Source organism: Desulfospira joergensenii DSM 10085, from assembly GCF_000420085.1.
In the GTDB taxonomy this organism is placed as follows: Bacteria; Desulfobacterota; Desulfobacteria; order Desulfobacterales; family Desulfobacteraceae; genus Desulfospira; species Desulfospira joergensenii.
In genome coordinates, this window is sequence record NZ_ATUG01000003.1 from 540651 (window position 1) to 555655 (window position 15005).

12 protein-coding genes and 1 tRNA gene are annotated in these 15005 nt (G+C 50.6%); 3 read left to right on the plus strand and 10 right to left on the minus strand.

Annotated elements, in window-relative coordinates:
- Positions 1 to 110: 110 nt before the first annotated feature.
- Positions 111 to 186 (plus strand) — tRNA-Ala (locus tag F608_RS0126625).
- Between the two features lie 227 nt (positions 187 to 413).
- Here the strand turns inward: F608_RS0126625 and F608_RS0126630 are convergent.
- The 4 genes from F608_RS0126630 to F608_RS0126645 form a co-directional block, all read right to left on the minus strand.
- Entirely contained in the window at positions 414 to 1823 is a 1410-nt protein-coding gene (locus tag F608_RS0126630) for a DegQ family serine endoprotease (protein WP_022668801.1), read from the minus strand.
- 97 nt (positions 1824 to 1920) lie between these two features.
- Positions 1921 to 3366, minus strand: coding sequence for a sensor histidine kinase (locus F608_RS0126635; protein ID WP_244154345.1), 1446 nt, complete (start codon positions 3364 to 3366; stop codon positions 1921 to 1923).
- Positions 3341 to 4021 (minus strand): response regulator, encoded by a 681-nt coding sequence (locus F608_RS0126640; protein ID WP_022668803.1) that lies wholly within the window; start codon positions 4019 to 4021, stop codon positions 3341 to 3343. The genes F608_RS0126635 and F608_RS0126640 overlap by 26 nt, the downstream gene beginning before the upstream one ends.
- A 2-nt stretch (positions 4022 to 4023) precedes the next feature.
- Positions 4024 to 4440 carry a secondary thiamine-phosphate synthase enzyme YjbQ gene (locus F608_RS0126645; protein WP_022668805.1) on the minus strand — a complete coding sequence of 139 codons (417 nt, stop codon included), beginning with the start codon at positions 4438 to 4440 and terminating at the stop codon, positions 4024 to 4026.
- Positions 4441 to 4683: 243 nt separating this feature from the next.
- Between F608_RS0126645 and F608_RS0126650 the strand changes: the two genes are divergently transcribed.
- Together F608_RS0126650 and F608_RS0126655 are read left to right on the plus strand one after the other, a co-directional pair.
- The gene (locus F608_RS0126650) at positions 4684 to 4929 is read left to right on the plus strand and encodes a hypothetical protein (protein ID WP_022668806.1); all 246 of its coding nucleotides are present in this window, start codon (positions 4684 to 4686) and stop codon (positions 4927 to 4929) included.
- Between the two features lie 22 nt (positions 4930 to 4951).
- Positions 4952 to 6838: an ABC-F family ATP-binding cassette domain-containing protein gene (locus F608_RS0126655; protein ID WP_022668807.1), complete on the plus strand. Its 1887-nt coding sequence runs from the start codon at positions 4952 to 4954 to the stop codon at positions 6836 to 6838.
- Positions 6839 to 7025: 187 nt separating this feature from the next.
- Here the strand turns inward: F608_RS0126655 and F608_RS0126660 are convergent, their stop codons facing one another.
- The 6 genes from F608_RS0126660 to serC all read right to left on the minus strand — a co-directional run bounded on the left by F608_RS0126660 (position 7026) and on the right by serC (position 14898).
- Entirely contained in the window at positions 7026 to 7514 is a 489-nt protein-coding gene (locus F608_RS0126660) for a cyclic nucleotide-binding domain-containing protein (RefSeq protein ID WP_022668809.1), read from the minus strand.
- A gap of 223 nt (positions 7515 to 7737) precedes the next feature.
- Positions 7738 to 7899: a hypothetical protein gene (locus F608_RS36600; RefSeq protein ID WP_022668813.1), complete on the minus strand. Its 162-nt coding sequence runs from the start codon at positions 7897 to 7899 to the stop codon at positions 7738 to 7740.
- Between the two features lie 18 nt (positions 7900 to 7917).
- Entirely contained in the window at positions 7918 to 8631 is a 714-nt protein-coding gene (locus F608_RS0126675; RefSeq protein ID WP_022668814.1) for a 16S rRNA (uracil(1498)-N(3))-methyltransferase, read from the minus strand.
- A gap of 2 nt (positions 8632 to 8633) precedes the next feature.
- Positions 8634 to 12221: a DUF3683 domain-containing protein gene (locus F608_RS0126680; RefSeq protein WP_022668815.1), complete on the minus strand. Its 3588-nt coding sequence runs from the start codon at positions 12219 to 12221 to the stop codon at positions 8634 to 8636.
- An 8-nt stretch (positions 12222 to 12229) separates the two neighbouring features.
- Positions 12230 to 13810 (minus strand): phosphoglycerate dehydrogenase, encoded by a 1581-nt coding sequence (gene serA / locus F608_RS0126685; protein ID WP_022668816.1) that lies wholly within the window; start codon positions 13808 to 13810, stop codon positions 12230 to 12232.
- Positions 13807 to 14898 (minus strand): 3-phosphoserine/phosphohydroxythreonine transaminase, encoded by a 1092-nt coding sequence (gene serC, locus F608_RS0126690; protein ID WP_022668817.1) that lies wholly within the window; start codon positions 14896 to 14898, stop codon positions 13807 to 13809. Before serC ends, serA begins: the two co-directional genes overlap by 4 nt.
- Between the last annotated feature and the right edge of the window lie 107 nt (positions 14899 to 15005).

Here is a 15005-nt window from a genome sequence, read left to right on the forward strand (position 1 = left end):
TAAAACTCCATGTCAATGAATTATTGATTCTGTCCATGAATTCTAAAAAAAACCAATTTTTTTATTGACATGATCCCGGGTTTCGATTATACATCAGCATCTTCTGACGTGGGGCTGTAGCTCAGCTGGGAGAGCGTACGGCTGGCAGCCGTAAGGTCAGGGGTTCGATCCCCCTCAGCTCCACCAATTTCAAAATAGGTCACTGTAATCCCAGTGACTTTTTTCATCTCAAAACCTGTAAAATCCATTCTCTATCCCTTAACACTTTTCTGAACCATTTTCCCTGATGGAGGAGATTTTTTTGAGGATAGCAGTCTGACTGCGCAAGATCATAAATATATCGTTAATTTCGAAAAGGCCTGTAACTCAGCGAAAGTGAACTTGTCCATGGGCAAGTTCACTTTCGCTATCTTCTATTTTTCAAACCGGACCACAAAAACGTGGCTGTTTCCCCTTCTGAATAGCATCCGGGCAACATAGCCTTTTTTGATTTTGTTGAGTTCCTTCTCATACCCGGCAAAATTGGTAACCGGTCGGTGGTTGATCTCCACCAGAAGGTCTCCCTGGCGGACGCCGGATCTGGCAGCCTGGGTTTCAGGTTTGATTTCCGTGACCACCAGTCCATTGATGCCCTGGGGATACCCCAGATGGCGGGCGAGTTCATCGTCCATCGGCTTGAACTGAAACCCGAAGGTATCATACCCGTCCATGCTGGCCAGGGTTTCAGGATCATTATCAGGCCTTTTGCCCAGCTTGACTTTGAGGGTTTTCTCCTTTCCGTCCCGGATCAGCTTGACCTTAATGTTTTCATTAACGCCAAGGTTGGCAATGGTAAGGGTCAGATCCCTGGAAGTTTCAATTTTCTGATCGTTAATTTCTGTAATGACGTCTCCGGGCTTTATCCCTGCCTTTTCAGCCGGGTTATCCTCGTAAACCTTGGCCACGTAAACTCCACCCGTATCTTTGATGCCATAGTAGTCGGCCAGTTCTTCGTTGACATTCTGGATGGCCACACCCATCCAGCCCCTGGAAACCTGCTTGGACTCTGTGAGCTGATCGATGATACCGGTGGCCAGATCAGACGGAATGGCAAAGCCGATGCCCTGGCCGGATTTGATGATAGCGGTGTTGATACCGATAACTTCACCCTCAAGATTGAGCAAAGGGCCGCCGCTGTTGCCCGGGTTGATGGAGGCATCGGTTTGAATGAAATCATCGTAGGGACCCGACCCAAGGATCCGTCCCTTGGCCGAGATGATCCCGGCGGTCACGGTCTGTTCCAGACCAAAGGGACTGCCAATGGCCACCACCCAGGAACCGATATCTGCCTTGGAGGATTTTCCGAACTTGAGAGGCACGAGATTTTTGGCCTTGATTTTGACCAGGGCCAGATCGGTCATGGGGTCGGTACCCACGATTTCTCCATCATACTCCTTGCTGTCGTATAAAATCACCTTGATCTGGTCGGCGTCCTTGATCACGTGGTTATTGGTGACGATATAGCCGTCCTTGCTGATGATGAATCCGGAGCCCAGGCTCTGCTCTTTGCGGTTCATGGGACGCTGGTTAAAAAATGGGGCAAAAAAGTCCTCCATTCCCTGCTGGTTGCCAAAGGGATTACCGAAAAAATGGCGGTAAACCCTTCCGCCCCCCTGTACGGTCTTGACGGTCTGAATGTTGACCACACCGGTTTTTGCCTTTTCCGCAAGGGTTGAAAAACTTGCCGGGATCATGACGGATCCATGATCTTTGGCTGCCAGGGCCGGCAGGGCGGTCAGACTGAAAACCACCCATACGATTATCCATACTTTAAAATGTTTCATGGGTTTCCTCCAAATTTAGTCCGTAAAAAAATTCAGGCTCATCCAGCGAATTCCGCTGTTCTTTCCTCATAAAGATAATAATACCGAATAATAATTTTTAAATTACCTGAAGATTACGATGAGGTAATGTGAGCAAAAACACCGATCCCATGTTTGAGGAGCTTTCCAGTTTAATATCCCCCCGGTGCTGGCGGGCAATGGTTCGGGCCAGACTCAACCCCAGTCCGGTCCCCTGGGTTGTCCGGGAGGAATCTGTCCTATAGAACCGCTCAAAGATCTTTTCGGAACAAGTTAAATCAATCCCCGGCCCTGTATCAAAGACCCGGATATAAAGGGTTCCGTCTTTACCGTCCCGGGCATGGACAGAAACCTCGCCATTGTCCGGTGTATATTTCAAGGCATTGTCCAGGAGGTTGGAAAATGCCCTCTGGAGCATTCGGATATCGGCATGAATTTTAAGGTTTTCATCAACCTCAAAAGAAAACAGGATATTCTTATCCTCTGCAACGGGGATAAATAGCTCGCAGGCGTTAATGATCATGGAGGAGAGGTCAATCTCCCTGAATTCGAACTCCCCCTCCCCGGCTTCCGCCCTGGAGATGACCAGCATGGTGTTGATCATGTCCAGAAGCCGGTCAGACTCCTCAATGGTGCTGGCCGCCATGGTCTCATACTCTTCAATCGAGGCGTTCTCGACCAGAGCAAGCTCGGCAAATCCCCGGATCCTTGTAAGGGGGCTTTTCAGATCATGGGCAATATTGTCGCTCATCTCCCTTATACTGGTAACCAGATCCTGAATCCGGTCGAGCATCCGGTTAAAGGTGGCGGCCAGATGGTCGAGCTCATCCTGATTTCCGGTCTGGGTTACCCGCTGTTCCAGGTTGGATCCCGTGATGCTCTGGGCCGTTTTCCGGATCCGGTCCACTCCGGTCATGGCTTTTCTGACCAGGAACCATCCGGACAGTCCGGAAAAAACAATAATAAATCCCATGGCCACCAGAAAGACCAGCCTGAATGCGGATAAAAACCTGGACTGGAAATCCATGTCAATTCCGGTCTGAAGGATAACGTTTCTGGCCACAAAGGCATAAAGTACCCTGGCTTTCTGGGTTTTGAATACGGATTTCTGTTTTTCCGGCCGGCCCAGCAGGGTTTCAAACACAGGGCTCTGTTTTTCCAGAAGGACTTTTATGGCCTGCTGATCCACGGATACATTTTTCCAATAGGACATGTGAGAGGAAGCAAACACTTCCCCGCTGGGATAGAGAAGTCGGAAAAAAATCCTCTTTTCCCCGGAAGCCTGGGCCTCAAGAACGGCCAGATTGCCGGCTCCCACAAGGCCGTTTCTCTTGATCACGCTGGAAAAATAGGCAGCCTTGTCCAGAAGATCCCGATCGGTCTCGTCCTGAAGACTCTGGGCCGCAATATAGTAGAACAGACCAAAGGCCACACAGGAGGAGATGGAAAAGATGCCGGCATACCAGAGGGTCAGCCTGAAGGCAATGGTCCTGAAAACATCAGGCATTATCGGTTTTAAGGACATACCCGGCTCCCCGCACCGTGTGGATGAGCTTGTTGGGATACCCCTTGTCCACCTTGTCCCTGAGGCGGCAGATCCTGGCCTCCACCACATTGGTCATGGGATCGAAATTATAGTTCCAGACATGCTCCATGATCATGGTTTTGGACACCACCCGTTCCCGGTTCCGCATCAGGTATTCCAGGAGGGAAAACTCCAGCGGCTGAAGATCAATGGGATCTTTGCCGCGGAACACCTGGCGTTTGACAATATCCACGGACAGATCCGCATAGGATAGGTTGACCGGATCCGTGATGTTCCCGGCCCGCCGGATCAAGGCCTGGACACGGGCCAAAAGTTCTGAAAAGGCAAAGGGCTTGGTCAGATAATCATCGGCCCCGGCCTCCAGCCCCTTTACCCGGTCATCCACCCTGCCCCGGGCACTCAGGATAATGATGGGGGTGTTGTTTTCATGGGACCGGATTTTTTGAATTAATGAAAGGCCGTCCAGTTCCGGCAGCATAATATCGACAATTAAGGTATCATAGGGAGCGTCAAATGCCATATCAAAGCCTTGTGTGCCGGTTCCGGCGATATCCACGGCAAACCCCGAGGATTTAAGCCCCTTTTCAATGAAACCGGCAATTTTTTCATCATCTTCAACCAGCAGAATTCTCATGTTTATTCTCCGATTATCTTGATCAAAACCCGTTTTTTTCTCCTGCCGTCAAACTCGCCGTAGAAGATCTGCTCCCAGGTGCCGAAATCGAGGTGTCCGTCGGTCACGGCCACCACCACCTCCCGCCCCATGATCTGTCTCTTCATATGGGCATCGGCATTGTCTTCTCCCACATTGTGCCGGTACTGGTCCACAGGGGCGTGGGGAGCCAGTTTTTCCAGCCATTGGTCATAATCCCGGTGAAGGCCCGGCTCATCATCGTTGATGAACACCGATGCCGTAATGTGCATGGCATTGCAAAGGAGAAGTCCGTTTTGAATTTTGCTTTCCTTTAAGGCCTTATCAACCTCGGGGGTGATATTGATCAGGGCCCTTCTTTCCGGCACTTCAAACCAGAGTTCTTTTCGATGGTGTTTCATGATGCTCTCCATGTTCGGTTCTGAAACATATTGTATTGATAATTATTTTTGATGTTCGATTTAAGATTTTAGATTTGCGGCTCCCCCTCCAGGTCGGCATTCTGTAAATTGGCGCCCGTCAGGGCGATCTTTAATCTAAATTCCCACCTCTAAAATCTAAAATACTATATGCCCCCCCGCCATTAATCAATATTGATTTGATTTTTTTTATATATGTCTATACACTTGCCGGACATTTTGATCATGAATACACTTTTTTCAATAAAATACGGCTGGTGGATTTTCCAGGCAGTGCTCATCCTGGTATCCGTCTTTTTCCTGATATTCGGCATTGATCTGCTCATGGCCTCCTACAGGCTGGACGATCCCTTTTCTTTTATCATGACTTTTTTTGCCGCCAATTTTATCCTGTTGATCAGCGTTGCCTTAGGGATTTCCTTTGTCATAAAGATGGTCAGGGTCTACAAAAAAGTTCAAAAAAAGACCTGATATTCTTTCACGGGGGGTGCCCATGTCCGTCATATTCAGTATAAAAGAGGTATCCAAGGCTTACGGGGACGACACCCTGTTCTCGGATCTCTCCTTTGACTTTAAAGCCGGGGAGCAGATGGGACTCATCGGCATGAACGGCTCCGGAAAATCCACCCTGCTCAAACTCATTGCCGGAAAAAGTCTTCCCGACAGCGGTGAAATCAGGGTTAAACCCGGGGAACGATTGGTTTATCTGGCCCAGGAGGAGCGGTTTGATCCGGAGCAGACCATTGAAGAAATCCTTTACCACAGCCTTGAAAAAGAGTCCCAAGGATCCTGCCCGGGCGTTCTTGACGACCGGGAAAAACATCGAAGGGTAAACCGATCCCTGGGCAAAGGGGGATTTCCCGATGTTCGTGTAAAGACCAAACATCTGTCCGGTGGATGGAAGAAACGCCTGGCCATCACACGTGCCTTGTGCATGAACCCGGATCTGCTTCTGCTGGACGAACCCACCAATCACCTTGATCTGAGCGGTATCCTCTGGCTGGAAACCATCCTCAAGAACGCAGATTTTTCTTTTGTTCTGGTCAGCCATGACCGGGCATTTCTGGAAAATGTCTGTCTGAATATCATGGAAATCGGTCCCTACCATGCCAAGGGATACTTTAAAATTTCCGGCCAGTATGTAAAGTTTGAACGGGAAAGGGGAAAGTTTCTCGATGCCCAGCTCAAACAGCAGTCTTCCCTGGCCAATAAAATGAGACGGGAGGAGGAATGGCTCAGACAGGGGCCCAAGGCCCGGACCTCAAAGGCGAAATTTCGTATTGAACAGGCCGAGGCTTTACGGAACCGCCTGGATGAGATCCGGAAAAGAAACCGGCAGACCGCCCGGGTGGATATCGACTTTTCCGGCACCGGCCGCCAGACCCGGAAACTGCTCCGGGCCCATAATATCTCAAAGGGGTTTGAGGAAAAACCTTTGTTCTCCGGCATCAGTTTTGAAATCGGACCTGGATTCTGCCTGGGGGTTACCGGAGACAACGGCTCGGGCAAATCCACCTTCTTATCCATTCTCGAACAGAAGAGTCTGCCCGATTCCGGCACCATCAAATGGGCCGAGGGCCTCAAACTAGCCGTATTTGACCAGAACCGTACCCGGCTGGATCCGGAGCAGACCCTGAGGCAGGCCCTGAACCCGGCCGGAGGAGATTCCGTAAATTACAGGGGAACCCCCCTCCACGTGGTTTCCTGGGCCAAACGCTTTCTTTTCATGCCCGACCAGCTGGACATGCCGGTAAAACGATTGTCCGGAGGGGAGAAGGCCAGGATCATTCTTTCCAATCTCATGCTCCAGCCCTGCGATATCCTCATGCTGGACGAACCGACCAATGATCTGGATATTCTCTCTCTTGAGGTGTTGGAACAGAGCATCAAGGATTTTACCGGCGGGGTGATCATTGTCTCCCATGACCGGTTTCTCATGGACCGGGTCTGCCACAGGATACTCTACCTGGATCCGGACCTGGCTCGGGATGACGGCCCGTCATCCAACCAGGCATTCCAGGGACCGGGTCCTGCTTTTTTCAAAGATTTCAATCAAATCCTGAAATTCCGCGAGACGAAAAAGGCCTTAAAACCGGGTGGGGGCCGGCCTCAAAAAAAGCAGAAAACAAAAACGGCCATAAAAACGGCCAAAGCCTTTTCCTATAAAGACAAATTTGAGCTGGAGCACATGGAGGAGAAGATCCTGGATGCTGAAACCCGGGTGGAGGAGATCACCGGAGAAATTCAGTCCCCCCAAGCCCTCAACGACCCGGCCCGGATGACGGAACTATGCACCCGGCTTGAACAGGCGGAATCCCTGGTTCGAAATCTTTATGACCGCTGGGAGGAGCTGGAAACCCTGAAAATGAACTCTGAATAATTGAAATATAGACCTGCTTTTAACTGTCCTGCATCTTCCCCTCTTCCCATCCCTTACCTGCACTGGGAAGCGGTTGAAAATTTATCCAGAGACAAGACGCAAGGAAATCAAAGACCGGAGCATACTTTTGTACATGAGGATCTTAGATTTTTGCAGCAACGAAGTAGATGGATAAAATTTCGACGGCTTACCCCATGTAGTCCACGAGCATGCCGGTAGTCTTCCGCAGCCTCTGACTGACCAGCCTGGCGATTTTCCAAACCAGCTTAAATCCGAGGGTGGGATCATCATCGGTCAGGGCCAGAAGATTTTTTTCGCTGATAAAAAAAATAATGGTGTCTTCTGTTGACACACCGGTGGCAGATCGGGGTTCTCCGTCCAGAAGGGCCATTTCTCCGAATGTCTGGGAGCTTCTCAGGGTGGTGATCAGGCTCTTCTTCCCGTCCTGCTGCTTGATGATATCTATGGAACCCTTGACAATGATGCCCAGACTTTTGTCCTTATTGCCCTCCTTGAATACCACAGCCCCCTTTTTGGCCATTACCGGGTCAATATACTGGCAAAGCTTGCAAATATGGTCCCAAGAAAATTCGCTGGCCCATTTGGTCTTTTCAAGAATCTGGGCATATTTGGCGTATTTTTCCTGGGTCACTCTTTCATCGGGTTCCATGGTCATGTTAGAACTCCATGCTTTACGGGGACTGATTCATAAATAGTAATGGGTTCTGCCGGACCTGTCAACCGGGAGTGTTCAAAGGTGCTTTCAAGATATCCCAGGAAGGGAGAATTATTTTTGATTTTTGATTGAAGATTTTCGATTGGTGGATGGCCTTTCAGGCCGGGCTTTTACATTGGCGTCCGCCGAAACATTCTTCAATCAAAAATCAGAATTATAGGGACTATTCCTTTACGATAAACTCATCCAGTTTGTTGAAAAGCTCCTCCGGCCATTGTTCGGCAGTGAGAAAAACTTCTTTTTCCTCCTGGGTCAAACTCTCTCTGATTACAGGCGGAAGGCTCTCGAAAGCCTCTTTTCTTTCTTTTAAATTTTTTTTATCCATTTTATGGGATTCCTTTTATTATCCGTTACACAGGCGGGAAATCAAATAGGGGACCGCTGTTTCCACCTTTAAAATTCTTGGGCCCAGACTGAAGGTGGAAAATCCATGGTCTTCGAGGGTCTTTACCTCAAGGTCGATGAACCCCCCTTCCGGTCCGATCACCAGCACGGTCTCCTGATTTACCCCACTAGGGCAGATCTGTGAAGTTTTTGGATGGGCCGTGATGCAGAATCTGTCCGTTGCCAGGTTGGGCAGTTCCTGTTTGACAAATCGGGTAAAGATCCGTTTTTTATAGACTTTGGGCAGGAGAGTATCCCTGGCCTGTTCAAGTCCTAGGATCATTGACTTCTCAATGTTTTCATCCTCAAGCAGAGGGCTTTGCCAGAAACTTTTTTCCACCCGCCAGGAATTGACCAGATAGATCTGTTTTACTCCGAGGCTGGTGGTACTTTCAATGATCCTTCTGAGCATTTTGGGACGGGGAAGGGCCAGGACCAGGGTCAGTGGCAAGGGAGGCGGAGGTTCCAGGGTAAGGTCCACCTCCATCTCCATACTCCGGGACCTGATGGAGAGGATGGTTGCCTGGCCGATCTTTTTGTTGAGCCGTCCGCAGAGGATTTTCTGTCCCGGTTTTCCCTTGAGAACCCGGGTGATATGATCAAAACGGCGGCCAGAGAGTTCCACCCTGTCCGGGCTGATAAAATCCCGGTCTTTGAAAAGAATCAGGTTCATGCTTAAAAATTTACCTGTTCCCCGGACCTGACCATTTCCCTGAATTCTTCCACCCAGTTTTTCCCTCCCATGAGAAGGGCCAGCTCCTCGGCCAGGTGAACCGGTTTGAGTTTAAGATGGGTATGTCTTCCCAGGCCCTGGACGCAGGAGGGGCAGTTGGTAAGAATTTTCATTCCCCTCAAAGCCCCTGTTTCCTGAATGGCCTTTCCTTTTCGGATCAGCATGGAATGACTGATATCCGGCCTGGACAGGGCCAGGGTTCCGGCCTCGGAACAGCAATAAGGGACCTCGACCACATCCATGCCTGTTTGCCCGAGCAGAAAAGCCCCTTCTTCCTTAAGGGAGTCGTGGCAGGGGGCGTGGTAAAGATATCTTTGGTCGGAACCGATTCCTTCCAGGCCTTTGAGTGCGAACCCGGACACATCTTCAACATGGCAGTCAAATACCGATTCAATTCCCAGATCTGAGAGGGACTCCATGCAGGTGCCGCAGGAAACGACACAGGCGTCAAATTCCAGATCGTGGAACATATCCCTGATCTGGGTCATGATAATGATATTTTCCAGGGAGATCCGGTCGGCCTCTTCTTTTCTGGCATTTACACGCAAAGGATAGCCGCAGCAAAGATATGGAGGGGGCAGAATAACCCGGCACCCGGCCTTGAGAAGGATAAAAAGTCCGGCCATGGAAATCCTGGAAAAAACCCGTTCACTGCCGCAGCCCGGGAAATAAAAAACCGTTGAAACGGCGGTTTGTTCCGGTTCCAGCAACAGGGCCTGATTTTTTTGTGAATTGGGTAGAAAGGCCCGCAGGGTCTGAAGAGGCGGCATTGAAACCGGAGTCCTCAATATCTGTGCAGTCCGGGTCTGTTTTACGGATTGCAGGCCGGTCAGAGGGGAGAAAAGCCTGGATCCGGTTCTCTGGAGGGCGGAACCCACATTCAGCAGGGAAGGCCTCATCAGGCGGTTAACCGACTCCTTTTTACTTCCGAGATAAGAGAGGGTCATCCGGGTGGACAAAGGTGTATGTTTAAAGTCCATGGCCTTAAGAATTTTTCTCTCCTCAATGGAGATATGACCGGAATCGATATTTACCGGACATTTGATCAGGCAGCGGTGGCAGATGGTGCAGTGATCGGCAATTTCCTCCAAATTCTTCATCACTTTGAACCCGGTGGAATGGGTCCGCTGGGCAATGTAAAGCATGGCTTCGATGAGTGCACCGATTCCCAGGTTTTTGTTCCTGGGATGGAAAAACATATTCCCCCCCGGGTTAAACACGGGACAGAGGGGTTTGCATTTGCCGCACCTCACGCAATTGGCAATCTTCATGGCCAGTTCGGACAGAGACCCGTGTTTTAGAATCCGGGCTTCGAGTTCCAGCAGGTTGAAGGAGGGAGTGAATACCTTGTCAATGATGTCCGGTTCGGATAGTTTGTTGGGATTCATGATCCTGTGGGGATCGATTTTTTTCCGATAGGCTTCAAAGGCCTCAATAATATCCGGGGATAGGTGCTTGAACTTGGTCAGGCCGATGCCGTGCTCCCCGGATACCGCCCCCTGGAGTTCAACGGACTTTTCCATGACCCTGTCTGCGGTCATGGATGCCCGTTCCATCATCTCCCTGTCATTGGAAAATACCGGGATATTAACATGAACGTTACCGTCTCCTGCATGCATATGGGTGGCAATAACAATGAGTCTGGCCCGGGTCTGCCTGTAGATCCGGTCTATATTTTCAAGGAGTCTGCTGTATCCCCTGAGGCTTTCAACCACCTGGCCGTAAAAATTCTTGGAATGAATTTCCGCTTCCAGGGCATCCCTGGAGGCGATATCCAGCTTTTTTTTGAACTCATAGGCCAAATTCCTGGCCTGGGAGACTTTCCGGGTCAGCCATTCCGGATCGGCCAGGGGTTTGGCCGTGGTCAGATAATCCACAATGGCCTGGATGATCCGGATCTGGTTGTATTTTTTTTCTTCCAGATTGGTCTGATCGATGAACCGGACAAAATCAGCCAGGCTGTCCATGGGCAGAACAATATCTTCGTTGAGCTTAAATGCATTGGTGTGGGCGGCAATGGCGCCCAAACGCTTTCTATCGTCCCAGAACCGCCTTGCCTCTTTTTCGTCCCCGGCAATGCTCAGGCTGGTCCGGTCATAGGGTTCGAGAATATCCTCAAGCCTTTCAATGCCCCTGGCCAGACTTTGGGGGTCATCGGCCACCATATCAATGAGAAGGACGGCCTTGAGCCTGGAGCCTGCCGGTTGTTTGGTCTTATATTTGATGGCCTTGATATATTCTTCGTCCAGATGTTCAAGGGCCATGAGGGCCGGATCCTGGTCAGAAAACTCTTTGGATATGGCCATGATCACCTTACCGGCCTCGGCCATGTCGTTTCCGAAAAATTCAATACAAAAGGTCTTCTTGTATTGAAATTCAGGGTAGAGAACAAATTTGGCAGAGGTGATAATGCCGTCACACCCCTCTTTCTGGATGCCGGGCAGTCCGTTCAGGGTTTTGTTGGTCACGTCCTTGCCCAGACCTTTTTTCCGGATTTCATCACCGGAAAGCTCTATGGTCTCCACAATCCGGTCTCTATCGTCGTAGACATGAAAGACCAGATGATCTCCGGCCAGAATTTTCCTGAGGAGATGATCCTGACGCCGGACCGTGTAGGAAATTCCGTCGGGCATGGTGATTTTATAGGACAAGACATTGTCAATGGCCGTTCCGAAAAGAACCGCTGTCTTTCCTCCGGCGTTTTCCGCCAGATTTCCTCCGATGGTGCAGGCCCAGGCGGATGTGGGGTCAGTGGCAAATATCAGGCCCTGGTTTTTAGCCTCATCCTTGGCGTCCTGGGTGACCACCCCGGCCTGGACTTCCATGGAAGCAAAGGTCTTTCCCTGCCCGTTCTTTTCATGGGTGATCGGAAAGATCTTATTGAGCTTTTCCGTATTGATCATGACACAGGTGGGGGTCAACGGGGTGGCCCCGCCGGTGAGACCGGTTCCGGCCCCCCTGGGGATGATCTCAAACCCAAGGTCTTTTATCCCCTTCACGAGCAAGGGAACCTGGTCTTCCTGGTCCGGGCGGAGAACGGCCAGGGGTGCGAACCTCCGCCAGTCAGTGGCATCGGTGATATGGGCCGTTATGTTAAAAGGATCAAAATAGATATTCTCCTTTCCGATCACAGGTCCCAGCCGTCTCAAAATCTGCTGCTGGTGTGAAAAAACCGTTTGGATCTGACGGGAAAGATCACTAAGAGCCCGGCCGCAGGCGTCCAGAACAACCAGAACCCCGGGGTGGCGGGCATGGTCCCGGATAATGGACAGGTCATTTTCAAACTCTGAAAAGAGCCTTCTGCGCTGAACAGGATGCTCTGCCAGTTCCTGGAAAAGAAAAGGATTGCGCTGGATGATAAACAGGTCTCCCATGAACCTGTGGAGGAGCCGGGAAGACCTGCCCGTGTCCGTGCTCCGGTCAAGGGAGCGGATCTCCCTTAGAATGCCAGATCCAAAAAGATGGCGGATTATCTGATCATCGTCTGCAGAGGTGTAGTTGTAAGGTATCTTTCTTTTTGGGTCTGACATTTCTTATTCTATAGCTCAAAGGTGGTCATGCTGACCACCAGGTCAAGATTGGCAATTTCCTCCACCACATCCGGTGGTACAGGAGTATCGGTTTGGAGAAAGATGATGTTCCTGTCACCGTCTTCCTCACGGCCCACCATCATCCTGGCGATATTGATCTTGTGTTTCCCCAGGGTAATGCCGATGGAGCCGATGGAGCCGGGTTTGTCCACATTGTGGATCAGTCCCAGGTGGCCTTCCGGAATCACCTCCAGGCGGAACTTGTTGATGCGTACGATTCTGGCGTCATCTTTTCCAAATATGGTTCCTTCCACGATATTGGTCTGGGTATCCGTTACCACGGTCATCCGGATCAGATTGAGGAAATTCCCGGCTTCCCGGGCGGTGGATTCGGAGATCTTAATCCCCATTTCATTGGCCAGGGAAATGGCGTTGACCGAATTGACCTCATACCTGACAAATTGATTTAAAATTCCCTTGATCCCTTCGATGGTGATGGGCTTGAGATCAAGATCCGGAAATTTGCCGATATATTCGATATCCACCTGTTTTACCCCGCCCCTGGTGATCTGGGACTGCATCTTGCCCATTTTTTCCGCCAGGTAGAGAAAGGGTTTGAGCTGGCGCAGCACCTCACCGGTCACCGAGGGTACGTTCACGGCATTGATCACGGTGTCATGGAGGAGGTAGGCAATGATCTGGTTGGCTGCAGCCACGGAAACATTGGTTTGGGCTTCCTTGGTGGAGGCTCCCAAATGGGGGGTGGCAATGACCTGTTCCAGCTCCAGCAGTGGATGATTCCCGGGGGGTTCGGTGGAGAATACGTCAAGAGCGGCCCCGGCCACCTGTCCGGACTGAATGGCCTCGTACAGTGCGGATTCGTTGACGATTCCGCCCCGGGCGCAGTTGATAATCATGACCCCCTTTTTCATCTTTTCAAAGGCCTGGGCATCCAGAAGGTCGATGGTGGAGTCCATCTTGGGCACATGAATGGTGACATAGTCGGACCGGGCATAAAGGTCGTCCAGGCTGACATATTCAAAACCGGCCTTTTCAATGTGATCTGAAGAAATATTGGGATCATAGACAATCACCTTCATCTTCAGTCCCTTGGCCAGTCCGGCAACAATGGAGCCGATGTTTCCAAACCCGATCACTCCAATGGTCTTGTTGAATATCTCCCTGCCCTGGAGAAGCTTTTTGTCCCAGTTCCCGGCTTTCATGGAGGCCGTGCCCCGGGGGATGTTCCGGGTCAGGGCCATCATCATGGCAATGGCGTGTTCCGCCGTGGTGACGGTATTGCCTCCGGGGGTGTTCATGACGGCCACCCCCTTTTTGGTGGCCTCTTCAATATCAACATTGTCCAGGCCGATGCCGGCCCTGGCAATGACCTTGAGATTATCGGCGGCCGATAAAAGCTCTTGGGTGACCCGGGTGGAGCTGCGGATGGCCAGGGCATCGTATTGACCGATGATTTCCCTGAGTTCTTCGGGTGAAAGCCCGATATTCACGTCCACATCAATGCCGGCCTGGTTTCTGAAAATATCGATGCCGGCCTCATCCATTTTGTCGCTGATCAGAACCTTCATGGCCTGGCCTCCTTTTGAAAGGACTCCATGAATTGAACCAGGGCGTTGATGGCCTCCATGGTGGTGGCGTTGTAGATGGAGGCCCGGCAGCCGCCCACGGATCTGTGCCCCTTGAGGCCGCCTAACCCTTGGTCCGTCGCCTTTTGAATGAATAATTTTTCAAGATCCTCGTCGGGCAGGCGGAAGGTCACATTCATCAGGGACCTGGAATCCTTTTTGGCCGTGGCCCGGTAGAAATCACTGGAGTCCATGAAATCGTACAGGATTCCGGCTTTTTCCAGGTTAAATGCTTCCATTTTCTCCAAACCGCCCATTTCCTCTTCGATCCATTTGAGAACCAGGTCAATTGTATATACACCGAAACAGGGCGGAGTATTGTACATGGAGTTTTTCGCAGCATAGGTGGAATACTTGAGCATGGAGGGCAGGTCCTCATTGGCCGTATCCAGGAAATCTTTTTTGATAATCACCAGGCAGGTTCCGGAAGGTCCCAGGTTCTTTTGGGCTCCGGCATAAATCATGCCGAACCGGTCCATGGGAAGAGGCCGGGAAAATATATCCGAAGACATATCAGAGACAATGGGGATTCCGCCGGTATCCGGGAACTTGGCAAACTGGGTTCCTTTAATGGTGTTGTTGGAAGTGATGTGGACATATCTGGCATCTTTGCTGAATTCGATCTCATTGGGGATATAGGAAAAATCCTTGTCTTCGGAGGAGGCCACAACCTTGACGCCCTTGTTCTGAATCTGGACTTCCTTGATGGCCTTGGTGGACCAGGTGCCGGTGTTGACGTAGTCGGCGCTCTGTCCATCTGAAAGGAAATTCATGGGAATCATGGCAAATTGCATGGAAGCCCCGCCCTGGATGAAAAGAACGTGATATTGATCATCGATATGAAGAAGGCGTTTGACCCTTTCCACCGCATCATTGATGACCTCGTCAAAATAGGAAGATCTGTGACTGATTTCCGTAATGGACATGCCTGAATTGTTGAAATTCAGGAAAGATGCCTGGATTTCCTCCAAAACCGGCAGCGGCAGGGCTGCCGGTCCTGCATTGAAATTGAAAATTCGCTGATCTGTCATTTTCTTTTCCTTTCAGATGTTAGGGTTGTAAGTTTTGAGGTTGAAGAAGATCCTTCCCCCTGATTCAAACCGATCCAATATTCCATTAAGTAGCTGAAAACGTATCC